Source organism: Streptomyces sp. NPDC030183 (genome assembly GCF_055573455.1).
In genome coordinates, this window is record NZ_JBVIBK010000034.1 from 47,788 (window position 1) to 60,354 (window position 12,567).

Consider the following 12,567-nt stretch of genomic DNA (forward strand, 5'->3'; position numbering starts at 1 on the left):
AGTTTCTGGTCGGTGCCATTGACGGGCTTGTGGCTGAAACTTATCTTTGCCCTCACGGTTCGAAGTTACGCACGGCGTTCGAAATGTCGGACGGCTGACGAAGGGGTGGTACGTGTTCAGTACCCGCCGCCGGTCCACCAGTGCCACGCTCTGGTGACGCCTCCGGCGGGAGGTGGGTGGGTGGTCTCCTCTTGGCTGACGCCGGCGCTCTTGTGGCTGGTCGAACCTCCGGGACCTGATGGTCCTGGTCGCGCTTGACGCCGGCGGTGACACCCTCGCCTCTCTCGACTCCTCTGGCCCCGACTTCGGGCCGGCTTCCAGTCTTCCCGCATGCCGCTTCTTCGCCTGTCCGCCCATTCGAACGATGTACGAGATACCGAACAGAAGGATAGATGGTGAACGCCGAACACACGCAACAGTCGCAGTCCGACACCTACGTCATCGGAGTCGACTACGGGACGCTGTCCGGTCGGGCCGTCGTGGTTCGCGTGTCCGACGGCACCGAACTCGCCTCAGCCGAGCACCCGTACACCCACGCCGTCCTCGACCGGGAGCTGCCCGACGGGACCCCGCTGCCGCCCGACTGGGCCCTGCAGGTGCCCTCGGACTACATCGACGTCCTGCGTATCGCCGTGCCGCAGGCGCTGGCTCGGGCCGGTGTGCGGCCGGAGCAGGTCATCGGGATCGGTACGGACTTCACCGCCTGCACGATGCTGCCGGTGCTCACCGACGGCACTCCGCTGTGCGAACTGCCGCACCTCACCGGCCGCCCGCACGCCTACGTCAAGCTGTGGCGCCATCACGCGGCGCAGGCCCAGGCCGACCGGATCACCGACCTGGCCGCGGAGCGCGGGGAGCCGTGGCTGAAGCGGTACGGCGGGAAGATCTCCTCGGAGTGGGAGTTCGCCAAGGCACTGCAACTGCTGGAGGAGGACCCCGAGCTCTACGAGCTGACCGACCGCTGGATCGAGGCCGCCGACTGGATCGTGTGGCGGCTGTCCGGCACCTACGTCCGCAACGCCTGCACCGCCGGTTACAAGGGCCAGTACCAGGACGGCACCTACCCTTCCCGCGAGTACCTCGCCGCGCTCAATCCCGGCTTCGCCGACTTCGTGACCACCAAGCTGGACCACCCCATCGGTCAACTGGGCGACCTGGCAGGCACGTTGACGGCCGAGGCCGCCGCGTGGACGGGGCTGCCCGAAGGCATCGCGGTCTGCGTCGGCAACGTCGACGCCCATGTGACGGCGCCCGCCGCCACGGCCGTCGAACCGGGCCGGATGGTGGCCATCATGGGCACCTCGACCTGCCACGTCATGAGCTCCGACCAGTGGGCCGAGGTCCCGGGCATGTGCGGCGTCGTCGACGGCGGCATCCTGCCGGGCCTGTGGGGCTACGAGGCCGGGCAGAGCGGCGTCGGCGACATCTTCGGCTGGTTCATCCGCACCGGCTTCCCCGAGTCGTACGCCAAAGAGGCCGCCGCGCTCGGACGGAACGCTCACGAACACCTGACGGCCCTCGCGGCCGAACAGGAGATCGGCCAGCACGGACTGATCGCTCTGGACTGGCAGAGCGGCAACCGCAGCGTCCTGGTCGACCACGACCTCAGCGGAGTCCTGGTGGGCCTGACCCTGTCCACCCGCCCTGAGGACGTCTACCGGGCCCTGCTGGAAGCCACCGCCTTCGGCACCCGCACCATCATCGAGACGTTCGAGACCGCGGGCGTGCCGGTCCAGGAACTGATCATCGCGGGCGGCCTGACGAAGAACGCGCTGCTCATGCAGATCTACGCCGACGTCACCCGCCGTCCCCTCGGCGTGATCGACTCCGCCCAGGGACCCGCTCTCGGCTCGGCGATGCACGCCGCTGTCGCGGCGGGGGCCTACCCGGACATCCGGGCCGCCGCCCAGGCCATGGGCAAGGCACGTGCGGGCGTCTACCAGCCCGACCCGGAGCGGGCCGCGGCCTACGACCGTCTGTACGCCGAATACCGGCTCCTGCACGACTACTTCGGGCGCGGCGCCAACGAGGTCATGCACCGACTGCGCCGGATCCGCGCCGAGGCGTCCGCCTGAGCGACTCCCTGTGCCCGACGGTCCCCGTCTCCTCGGTGGTCGTCACCCTGAAAGGAAAACCCTCATGAACACCAGCAGCACCCCCTACCTCGAGCACGAGATCTGGTTCCTCACCGGCAGCCAGGGCCTGTACGGCGACGACGTCCTGCGTCAGGTGGCCGACCAGTCCCGGAGCATCTGCGAGACCCTCGGCCGCCCCGACAAGGTGCCGGTCAAGATCGTGTGGAAGCCGGTCCTCACCAACGCCGAGTCCATCCGGCGGATCTGCCAGGAGGCGAGCGCCTCCGACACCTGCGTGGGCGTGATCGCCTGGATGCACACCTTCTCACCTGCCAAGATGTGGATCGGTGGACTCAGCGCCCTCGACCGGCCGCTGCTGCACCTGCACACCCAGTACAACCTGTCGCTGCCCTGGCCGAGCATCGACATGGACTTCATGAACCTCAACCAAGCCGCCCACGGCGACCGCGAGTTCGGCCACATCGAGTCCCGTGTGGGTATCGACCGCAAGATCGTCGCAGGGCACGCCACCGACCCGCGAGTCATCCGACGCGTCTCCGCCTGGGCCCGCGCCGCCGTCGGCCGCCACACCTCGCGCACCCTGCGCCTCGCCCGCTTCGGCGACAACATGCGCGACGTCGCCGTCACCGAAGGCGACAAGGTGGAGGCCCAGCTGCGGTTCGGCTTCTCCGTGAACACCTACGGCGTCAACGACCTCGTCGCAGTCGTGGACGCGGTCGAGGACAAGGTGGCGGCCGAACTCGCGGAGGAGTACGTCGAGTCGTACGACGTGGTCGCGGCGCTGCGCCCCGGCGGCATCCACCACGACTCCCTGCTCTACGCGGCCCGTATCGAGGCCGGCTTGCGGACCTTCCTCACCGAGGGCGGCTTCAACGCCTTCACCACCAACTTCGAGGACCTCGGCGGCCTGCGCCAACTGCCCGGCCTCGCCGTCCAGCGGCTGATGGCCGACGGCTACGGCTTCGGCGGCGAGGGCGACTGGAAGACCTCCGCCCTGCTGCGCACGATGAAGGTCATGGGCGCCGGGCTGCCCGGCGGCACCTCCTTCATGGAGGACTACACCTACCACCTCGGCCCGGGCACTCCACGCGTCCTCGGCGCCCACATGCTGGAGGTCTGCCCGTCCATCGCATCCGCCCGCCCCAGCTGCGAGATCCATCCCCTCTCCATCGGCGGCCGCGAGGACCCCGTCCGCCTGGTCTTCGACGCGGCGCCCGGAGAAGCGGTCGTCGTCGGCCTCTCCGACCTCGGCGACCGGTTCCGGCTGACCGCCAACGCCGTGGACGTCATCAGCCCCAGCGAGCCGCTGCACCGCCTGCCGGTGGCCCGCGCCGTGTGGAAGCCCCGTCCCTCTCTCGCGGAGTCCGCCGAGAGCTGGCTGCTCGCCGGGGCCCCGCACCACACGGTGCTCAGCTCGGCCGTCGACATCGAGACACTCACCGACTACGCCGCCATGTCCGGCGTCGAGCTGCTCACCATCGACGAGAACACCAGCATCGAGCAGTTCGCCAAGGAAGTCCGCTGGAACGCCGCCTACCACCGCCTCGCCCAGGCCCTGTGACAGCGGTGCAGCCCAAGAACCGGATCCGTATCCAAGGAGACGACGACCGATGACCGTACGAGTCCGCGACGGCCTGCGCCAAGAGGTCCTGGAAGCGAACCTCGCCATCCCCCAGGTCGGCCTGGCGACGCTGACCTGGGGCAATGTGAGCGGCGTCGACCGTGAGGCGGGCGTCTTCGTCATCAAGCCCTCCGGCGTGCCCTACGAGGATCTCGCCCTCGACCACCTGGTGACCGTCCGCCTCTCCGACGGTGAGGTGGTCGACGGAGACCTGCGCCCCTCCACCGACACGGAGACCCACCGCTGCCTCTACCTGGCTTTCCCCTCCATCGGCGGCGTCACCCACACCCACTCCACCCACGCCGTCGCCTTCGCCCAGGCCCGCCGGGAGATACCGGTGCTGGGGACCACCCACGCCGACACCTTCAACGGCCCCATCCCCTGCACCCCCGACCTCACCGCCGAGCAGTGCGCGAAGGACTACGAGTACAACACCGGCCGCGTGATCGTGGACATGCTTCAGGAGGACGACCAGAAGGCCGTGGAAGTACCCGCGGCCATGGTCGCGGGCCACGGCCCGTTCACCTGGGGCGCCACCGCCCGCAAGTCCCTCGAACACGCCATCATCTGCGAGGCCGTCGCCGACATCGCCCTCCACACCCTGGCCCTGTCTCCGACCGCCCCGCCGCCCCCGCACCTCCTCGACCGCCACTACACCCGCAAACACGGCCCCGACGCCTACTACGGCAACCCCGCTCCCGCACCGGCCGGATGAACCCAGCGGCCGTCCCCGCCCGCCGGTGGACGTCGTCCGTCCTCGCCGCGGCCCCCGCCGATCGCCCGGCCGGCCCTGTACGCCCCCATCACCGGGTCGTACAGGGCTGAGGCCGGCCAGGGCCGAGGCCGTTGCCGTAGCCAGGACTCCGGGGTGGCCGCCTCACGGTCGGGCAGGACCGCGACACGTCTGCCGGTCTCGGCGTCCGTGATGACCGTGGCGTATCGATGCCGGCGGCGAGTTCCAGGCGCACCACGGAGGCCGGCCCCAGATCCGGCTGGCCGGCCTTCCACTCGGTGGCGTACTCCTCGAACCGGCATCGCGCCGTACCGGGCGATCAGCTCCGTCCTCGCCTGCCCCCGGGGGCGCCTTCTTCGCCTTCGGGGTGGTGAAGGGGTACGACGGGGGCTCCACCACCCGCACCGGAGTTGCCGCCGGTGCCTCGAAGCCAACCAAGGGGAAGATGTGCGCTGACCCGCCGGGAGGCGTCCAGACGCCCTGGCATCGTCGTCCACGCACTCCGGCATGGTGGTCGCCCAGTTGTCGGCCGGTACCAGTGCAAGGCGAGGCGCGCTCCGCGACGAACAAGAACACGGTTGCCGTGTCTGTCTGCCCTGCGTCGCGGAAGGTAGCTTGGTGGAGAGGGCCCCCGAAGGAGGGCGATTCGATGCCGTGGTTCGTATGGCTGCTTGCTGCCGCGGCGCTGGGTGCCGCGGAGTTCTTCACCCTGACACTGGTCTTCGGACTGCTGGCGGGCGCCGCGGTGGTGGCCGCCGTGGTCGCCGGTGTCGGTGTCGGCCTTGTCGGCCAGCTCGTGGCCCTTGGGGTGTCAGCGGCAGCCGGCCTTGTCCTGCTCCGTCCTCTCGCGCTGCGGCACATGAACCAGCAGCCCCTCACCCGCGAGGGAAGCGACGCGCTGATCGGCAGGCGTGCGGAGGTCATGCAGGAGGTCACCGCGACCCGTGGCCTGATCAAGCTCTCCGGTGAGGAATGGTCTGCCCGCGCCCTCGACGAAACCCTGGTCATCCCGGTGGGCGCCTGGGTGGACGTCATGGAGATCGAGGGCGCCACGGCCGTCGTCTACCCCCGCGAACTCCTTCCGTGAACGGCTGAGCACACCTCAACGGAGGCATTGTGGATCCCGTCGTCATCCCCCTCCTCGTGGCGATCCTCGTCGTCGTCTTCCTCGTGGCCTCCAGCGTGCGGATCGTCCCCCAGGCGCGCCGCTACAACGTCGAGCGGTTCGGCCGCTACCGCCGGACACTGCAACCCGGTCTGAACGTGGTCGTACCGGTCGCGGACCGCATCAACACCAAGCTCGACGTGCGGGAGCAGGTCTATTCGTCCGACCCCAGGCCGGTGATCACCGAGGACAACCTCGTGGTGAACATCGACACCGTCCTCTACTACCAGATCACCGACCCGCGGGCCGCGGCCTACGAGGTCGCCGACTATCTCCAGGCGATCGACCAGCTCACCGTGACGACATTGCGTAACGTCATCGGCAGCATGGACCTGGAGGAGACCCTCACATCCCGCGAGGAGATCAACTCCCGGCTCCGCGCCGTCCTCGACGATGCCACCGGCAAGTGGGGCATCCGTGTCAACCGCGTCGAGATCAAGGCCATCGATCCGCCGGCCACGATCAAGGAGGCGATGGAGAAGCAGATGCGGGCCGAACGTGACAAGCGCGCGGCCATCCTGCACGCCGAGGGGGAGCGGCAGGCCAAGATCCTGACCGCGGAAGGGACGAAGCAGAAGGACATCCTGGAGGCGCAGGGCGCGCAACAGGCCATGATCCTGCGTGCGGACGGTGAGGCCAAGGCCGTGGAGCTCGTCTTCCAGGCCGTCCACCGCAACAACGCCGACCCCAAGGTCCTGGCGTACAAGTACCTCGAGACACTCCCGCACCTGGCAAGCAGTGACAACAACACCTTCTGGGTGATCCCCGGGGAGCTGACCGAGGCGGTACGCACCGTCACCCGGGCCTTCGGCGACGAGTCGGCGGCCGGAGGCTCGGCCCGCTCCGAGCAGCCCGAGGAAGCAGCCACCGCGGACGGTCGCCCCACGTCGGGGGAGAACGGGATTCCCCAGCTGGAGCCAGGCTCGATGGTGTCCCTCGACGCGGCCGCGGCCGCGGACGAGGCGGGGAAACAGGCCGCCGCAGCGCTCAGCGACGCCAAGGCCGAGGCTGAGGCCGCGAAGTCGCCCCAGATGCCACGCCGGGCGCGCACGTCCGACGACTGAGCCGGGTGGCGAAGCGACGAGATTGCCTTCCTGTCGGGAGGAAGCCGATCGGTTTCCTTTGGCGGAAACCGATCGGCTTCGTGACTCGCTCGATCGCGCCGTGCGGTCGATGCGCCCTCCCGGTCCGGTCCGGCGGACGGATCAGCGCAGTCCGGCGAAGAGATCGTTCTCGGGGATGGCCGCGCCGGTGGCGTCCTGGACACGTACGAACGTCTCCACGCCCATGAACTCGCCGAACCTCTCCTTGCCCATCCTCAGGAAGAAGATGTTCTCGCCCTGACTGGCGTGCGCGGCCAGCGCGTCGAACTTCTGATCGCTGAACCCGGTCGTGTCCACCCACGTGGTGATCTCATCGTCGGGGAGGCCGATCTCGGCCAACGCGGCGGCCTCGGCGGGATCCGGCTCCGGCATGTCCGGATGAAACTCGCGCATGATCTCGCCGAACCGCCGCATCGCCGAGCGGGGCATGGTCGTCCAGTACACCTTCGGTGCGAGCGTGGTCATCTCCAGCGCCGCCATCGTGATCCGGTGGGCCTGGATGTGGTCGGGGTGGCCGTAGAAACCGTTCTCGTCATAGGTGACGACCACATCCGGTCGGTAGTGCCGCATGAGTTCCGCGAGCCGGGCCGCGCCTTCCTGCACGGGGGTCTGCCAGAAGGAGCCGGGGGCGTCGTTGCTCGGCCAGCCCATCATCCCGGAGTCGCCGTAACCGAGCATCTCCAGATCGCTGACCTTGAGGACGTCGCAGCTCGCCTCGAGTTCTCGACGGCGCATCAAGGCCACCGCCGCCGGATCGTGCCCCGGATCGCCGGGCTTGACGCCTCCCGGTCCGTCACCGCAACCACCGTCGGTACACGTCACCAGAACCGTGCGGATGCCTTCCGCCGCATACCGTGCGAGGACTCCTCCGGTTCCGGTGGCCTCGTCGTCGGGATGGGCGTGTACGGCCATGAGCGTCAAGGGACGGTCAGTCATGAAGTAGTCCTCCTGCGGACCTACGTTTCGTTGCGAGTACGCGGCGGGCGTACCGCGATCCCGGGGCCCGGAGCCTGGTAGGCGGACGACCTCGTGGTCTCCGCCCCCCATGCGGCGCCGGTTCCTCGGTCGATGCAACCGTGCCGACCGGACCGGCTGTTCCCGGCGCGGTGTCCTGTCCTCGCGCGGTATGGAAGTCATGGAAGTGGTCCTCGGCGACGCGTAGGGCGACAAACAGCCCGGGTCGGTCGTCCCGACCGACCCGGACCCGGCCCTGACCGACCCCTCCTCGACTTGGCCGAGGACTCGCCCTGGGGCCTGGAACGGCACCACTGGCGAAGGAGACGGGACGTCGTTCCTCGTCCAGCGGCATGCAAGATCGCCGCGTACGGGGTGGACACGGGGCGCGTCCACCCCGGGCGGGATTGCGACCCGTTCCGCAGATGACGTTCACATATGTGTACGAGGATGGGGCTCGCAGGGTTGCGTCGGTCCCGCGAGACGCCTCTCGACTGAACATCAGGGCATTCGCCGGACAACGACGGGAACCCGCACCCCATGACGAACTCACATGACGAAGCGAAGACGTCCCACACACCGGAATCCCAGCCGAGCGTCCGCCCCGGCTCCGACGAACCGCAGACGATCACGGCGCCGACCCCGCCCGTCGCGTGGACCGGCGACGCTCCGGACCCAGCCGACCTGGCCGACGAGGAGGAGGCATCGGAACGGCCCCGCACCCGCGAAGAACCGAAGACGGACCCCGAGAGCGACTGAGCCCCGCTGAGGGAAGCCGGACGCGGGCTCAGCGTCGTTCACCGCAGGTGGCTGCGGCGCGACGGCCCGCATGATCGGGCGCGACCGGATCGACATCGGCCGCGTTCAGGAACCGCCCGCGTTCAGGAGCCGCCCGCGTTCAGGAGCCGCCCGCGTTCAGGAGCCGCCGCGCTCGCGGGGGATCTTCTGGCCTGCCTCGATCGCCACCGGCAGCCGGTTCTCGGTCGGCGGCAGCGGGCAGGTGGCCAGGTCCGTGTACGCGCACGGCAGGTTCGCGGCGCGGTTGAAGTCCAGGACGACCGTGCCGTCGGCGGCGGGTGGGTCCACGGACAGGGCGCGGTTGGCCGCGTACGTGGTGACGCCTGAGGTCGCGTCGGTGAACAGCACCAGCAGCCGGCCGGCACCGGGGCCGGGGAACGCGGTCAGGGACAGCTGCCGCCCGTCCAGCTCGAACTCGACTTTTCCGGGTGCGTCGTACACATGCTCAAGGCCTTCGACGGCGGCGCCCACCGTGGTCGGCCGGGGTGTGTCGAACGGGATGTAGCGGCCCCTCACGGCCCAGCGCGGGTCGGGGGCGTAGGCAGGCGTTCCGGTGAAGGCGGTGCGCAGCGGTGCGTCCGGGTGCCGGGGGCGCACGATGTCGTTGCCGCCGCGCTTGGCGACCTCGATGACGGCGTCTCCCCAGACGGCGTCGACGCCGCCGCGCTCGGGAAGCACGCCGAAGCGGTGTTCACCCCGCACCGGTGTCCCGTCGACGATCAGTTCCTCGCCGTCCTCGAGGTCCACGACGACCCCCTCGGGGCCGGTGCGCCACGCGCCGGGCGCGTCGGGGAAGCGCTGGGGCCGGTCGTCCAGCCAGTGCAGGCCGGTGATGGCCAGGAACCCGTGCGGAGCGGCGAGCCGGGCTTCCTGGGTGCGGTACCACTCCAGCCAGGTCTCGGTGAAGGCATGGAGGTCCGTTGCGGTGGCCTCGGTGGTCTCGGTGGTCATGGAGAGTCTCCTTCTTGCAGGGGCGCGGCGGCGCAGGGGCCCAGGGTGCTGTCGGCTTGTCGGGCGCACGGGCAGTCGGGCGCACGGGCGGTCGGGCGGTCGGGCGGTTGGGGGCGATCGGCGGGCGGACCCGCTCAGCGGGCCAGTTCCCCCAGGAGTCGCCAGGTGCGGCGGCGGTCGGTCTCTCCCGCGATCTCGGTGTTCGAGAACACGACCTCGGTGGCGCCGGCGTCGCGGTAGCGCCGTACCCCGGCTTCGACGGTCTTCTCGTCGCCGATCAGGGCCAGGTCGGCGGCCCGCCGGCCGCCGGAGAGGTCGATGACCCGGGCGTAGGACGGGATCTGTTCGTAGAACGCGAGGTTCTCCGTGGCCCTGGCCCGTACCGCGTCGACGTCGTCCGTGACCGCGCCAGGCACCAGGGCCACGATCCTGGGCGCGGGGCGGCCGGCCGCCTCGGCCGCGGCGGTCAGGGCGGGCACGATGTGTTCCGCCAGGGCGCGCGGTCCCGCCAGGTAGGGCAGGATCCCGTCCGCCAGCTCGCCGCTGACCCGCAGCGCCTGCGGTCCCATCGCCGCGACGAGCAGGGGGACACCGCTCTCGGCACCCGGCACCCGCGCGGGGATCGGGGATGTCGCGGTGAGCAGCTCGCCATGGAAGTCGGCCGTACCGGTCTCGGTCAACTGCCGCAGGGCCGTGAGGAATTCACGTAACCGGGCGATGGGGCGTGTGAAGGGCAGGCCGAAGCCGGTCTCGGTCAGGAGTTTCGTGCCCAGGGCCAGGCCGAGGTGGTAGCGGCCGTGGGTCGCGGCCTGGGCGGTCTGTGCCTGGCTGGAGACCAGCAGCGGGTGGCGGCCGAAGACGGGGATCGCGGAGGTGCCCACCTGCAGTCCGGGCACTTCGCGACCGACGATCGCTGCGAGCTGGGGCGAGTCCGCGCCGAAGGTCTGCCCGAACCAGGCCGAGGCGAGGCCGAACTCGGCTGCTTCCCGGGCGAGTTGCACGGAGGCGTCGACCTGGTTCGGCGCGTCGGACGCGTTGAGAGCTACTCCGACAGTCATGTCAGTCAGAACGGGCGCGGCTCGAACCCGCATTCCGGTCCGCGTGTGACAGCTTCTTGTCAGTCATGTGTACACGGCCCGGCTCGGCGGCTCGGACAGCCCGGCTTCGCCTGGGGCTCCATCCGACAGGACCGTCTTGCTCGCTGGGGCGCGTGGTGGACGCGTCTTTCCGGTTGTGCTTTGATCCCGGCCATGGAGACCACTGGCCAGGCGCACACGGTGCTGCTCGACCCGTTCTGGGTGAGCCGCCGTGCCGACCAGTTCGACCAGGTCTGTTGCTGATCGCCCGTTCGACGGCTCGCGATCTCGCAAACCTCGCTATCTCGCTATCTCGCAACCTCGCGATGTCGCTCTCCTCTTCCTGCCTGCCGCCCCGCTGCAGCCCGTCTCTGCGGCCCTCTGTAGTCCTTTCTGCCTCAACCAGCCGCCTTCCGCGCGCAGTTGCGGGTCGCGAGCGGGTCCGCTCGCGTGGCTGCGGCGGGTCCGCCTCACCCGCCCCTCACCGCACCGAAACCCGAAGGAGCACACGTGAGTTCGACCAGAATCCGGCCCGCCCTCGTCGTCCTGGGCGCGTCGGCACTGTTGACCCTGTCCGTCGCCGTTCCGCAGGCGTCGGCGGCCGACCGGTCCGCCACGGCGCTCGCCTGGTACGACGCCACCGCCGAGACCATCGCGGCGGCCGGAGCGTCTACCCAGATCACCAACAGCCGTACCTGGGCCATCAGTTGGCTCGCCGCAGCCCGTGCCACCCGTCGCGTGCCCCCGGGTGTCGAGCGCGGCGCGTATCAGGAGGCGGCGCTCGCCGCGGCCGTACACCGTGCGCTGGTGACGCTGGTCCCGAGCCGCGCGGAGCAGCTCGACGCGGCGTACCGGGAGACCCTCGACGCGATCCCCGACGGCCCGGCCGAGGAGCGGGGCGTCGCGGCCGGGGAGAAGCAGGCCGGTCTCCTCCTGAAGGCGAGGGAGGGCGACGGCCTCGACCCGGCGTCCGTCAACGCTCCTCATCCCGTCGCACCCGCGGCGCCGGGCGTGTGGCAGCCGACCCCGCCCGCGTACGCCCCGGCGGCGCAGTTCGGTAACCGGCTGGCCAAGCCGTTCGTGCTCAGGACACAGAGCCAGTTCCGGCTCGGCCCGCCGCCCGCCCTGGACTCCGAGCGCTACGCCGCCGACCTCGCTGAGGTCCGCGCGTACGGCGCAGCGGACAGCACACGGCGCAGCGCTCACCAGACCGAGACGGCCACCTTCTGGCTCGGCTCCTCTCTCACCCTCTACACGAAGCCGCTGCGCGTGGCGCTCTCCCGCACGGACCGGGGGCTCGCCGGACAGGCGGGTCTGGTCGCGCTGTTCCATGTGGCGCTGGTGGACACGCAGATCGCCACCTCCGACAGCAAGTACGCCCATGAACGGTGGCGTCCCGTCACGGCGATCCGCACGGGCGCCATCGACCCCGACCCCGACTGGACGCCGCTGCACACCACGCCCGCGCATCCGGACTACCCGAGCGGCCACAACACCTACGCGGGCGCCGCGCAGAGCGTGCTGTCGGCGTCGGTCGGCCCGCGTACCGCCCCGTTCGACCTGACCAGCCCCACCGCGCCCGGGGTGACCCGGACCTACACCACCTGGAAGCAGCTCTCGGACGAGAACGTGGACGCCCGGATCTTCTCCGGCATCCACACCCGCTCGGCCGACGAGGCGGGGATCACGCTCGGCAAGAACGTGGCCCGGTACGTCCTGCGGAACACGGACCGGCTTCTCGCCCCACGCTGACCGGCTGGGCACCCACCGGCCACCGGCACGGGCGAGGAGCGGTGCGAGACGTCCTCGTGGGCATCGACGCGCTCGAGGGCGGCCACCCCCGGCTCTGCTCCTGGACCGCCGCTTGGGCGAACCGGCGTCGATCACCTTGCGGGCATCCTCGGGCAGGTCACCGAGGGTCGCCCTGGCCGGGCCGAGGTTGACGGCGAGCGCCACCAGACGCTGCTGGGTGCCGTCGTGCAGTTCCCGCTCGATCCGCCGCCGCTCGGCGTCGGCGGCGTCGACCACCCCGGCCCGGCTCTCGGCGAGGGCCGCCACCCGCCGACGCGG

Annotated in this window: 10 protein-coding genes and 1 pseudogene; 7 read left to right on the forward strand and 4 right to left on the reverse strand. The window is 70.5% G+C overall.

Annotated elements, in window-relative coordinates; all coding sequences use genetic code 11:
* The first annotated feature begins 392 nt into the window (after positions 1-392).
* From araB to ACZ4Z2_RS32405, 5 genes are all read left to right on the forward strand, one after another.
* Positions 393-2,075: a ribulokinase gene (gene araB, locus ACZ4Z2_RS32385; RefSeq protein ID WP_468080897.1), complete on the forward strand. Its 1,683-nt coding sequence runs from the start codon at positions 393-395 to the stop codon at positions 2,073-2,075.
* 64 nt (positions 2,076-2,139) lie between these two features.
* Positions 2,140-3,657, forward strand: a complete 1,518-nt coding sequence (gene araA / locus ACZ4Z2_RS32390; RefSeq protein ID WP_468080898.1) for an L-arabinose isomerase — start codon at positions 2,140-2,142, stop codon at positions 3,655-3,657.
* A 49-nt stretch (positions 3,658-3,706) separates the two neighbouring features.
* Positions 3,707-4,432, forward strand: a complete 726-nt coding sequence (araD, locus tag ACZ4Z2_RS32395; RefSeq protein WP_468080900.1) for an L-ribulose-5-phosphate 4-epimerase AraD — start codon at positions 3,707-3,709, stop codon at positions 4,430-4,432.
* A 667-nt stretch (positions 4,433-5,099) separates the two neighbouring features.
* Positions 5,100-5,537, forward strand: coding sequence for an NfeD family protein (locus tag ACZ4Z2_RS32400; protein WP_468080901.1), 438 nt, complete (start codon positions 5,100-5,102; stop codon positions 5,535-5,537).
* 29 nt (positions 5,538-5,566) lie between these two features.
* Positions 5,567-6,679: an SPFH domain-containing protein gene (locus tag ACZ4Z2_RS32405; RefSeq protein WP_468080903.1), complete on the forward strand. Its 1,113-nt coding sequence runs from the start codon at positions 5,567-5,569 to the stop codon at positions 6,677-6,679.
* A gap of 141 nt (positions 6,680-6,820) precedes the next feature.
* Here ACZ4Z2_RS32405 and ACZ4Z2_RS32410 read toward each other — a convergent pair whose 3' ends face one another.
* Positions 6,821-7,654 carry a PIG-L family deacetylase gene (locus ACZ4Z2_RS32410; protein WP_468080904.1) on the reverse strand — a complete coding sequence of 278 codons (834 nt, stop codon included), beginning with the start codon at positions 7,652-7,654 and terminating at the stop codon, positions 6,821-6,823.
* 558 nt (positions 7,655-8,212) lie between these two features.
* Here ACZ4Z2_RS32410 and ACZ4Z2_RS32415 point away from each other — a divergent pair.
* Positions 8,213-8,431 carry a hypothetical protein gene (locus ACZ4Z2_RS32415; protein WP_468080905.1) on the forward strand — a complete coding sequence of 73 codons (219 nt, stop codon included), beginning with the start codon at positions 8,213-8,215 and terminating at the stop codon, positions 8,429-8,431.
* Positions 8,432-8,587: 156 nt separating this feature from the next.
* Here ACZ4Z2_RS32415 and ACZ4Z2_RS32420 read toward each other — a convergent pair whose 3' ends face one another.
* Both ACZ4Z2_RS32420 and ACZ4Z2_RS32425 read right to left on the reverse strand, forming a co-directional pair.
* Positions 8,588-9,421 (reverse strand): DUF1684 domain-containing protein, encoded by an 834-nt coding sequence (locus ACZ4Z2_RS32420; protein WP_468080906.1) that lies wholly within the window; start codon positions 9,419-9,421, stop codon positions 8,588-8,590.
* 134 nt (positions 9,422-9,555) lie between these two features.
* Positions 9,556-10,479 (reverse strand): LLM class F420-dependent oxidoreductase, encoded by a 924-nt coding sequence (locus ACZ4Z2_RS32425; protein ID WP_468080908.1) that lies wholly within the window; start codon positions 10,477-10,479, stop codon positions 9,556-9,558.
* Positions 10,480-11,007: 528 nt separating this feature from the next.
* Here ACZ4Z2_RS32425 and ACZ4Z2_RS32430 point away from each other — a divergent pair.
* Positions 11,008-12,249: a vanadium-dependent haloperoxidase gene (locus ACZ4Z2_RS32430; RefSeq protein ID WP_468080910.1), complete on the forward strand. Its 1,242-nt coding sequence runs from the start codon at positions 11,008-11,010 to the stop codon at positions 12,247-12,249.
* Between the two features lie 126 nt (positions 12,250-12,375).
* Here the strand turns inward: ACZ4Z2_RS32430 and ACZ4Z2_RS32435 are convergent.
* Positions 12,376-12,564, reverse strand: a pseudogene (locus ACZ4Z2_RS32435) (histidine kinase); the annotation flags it as partial.
* Positions 12,565-12,567: the final 3 nt, after the last annotated feature.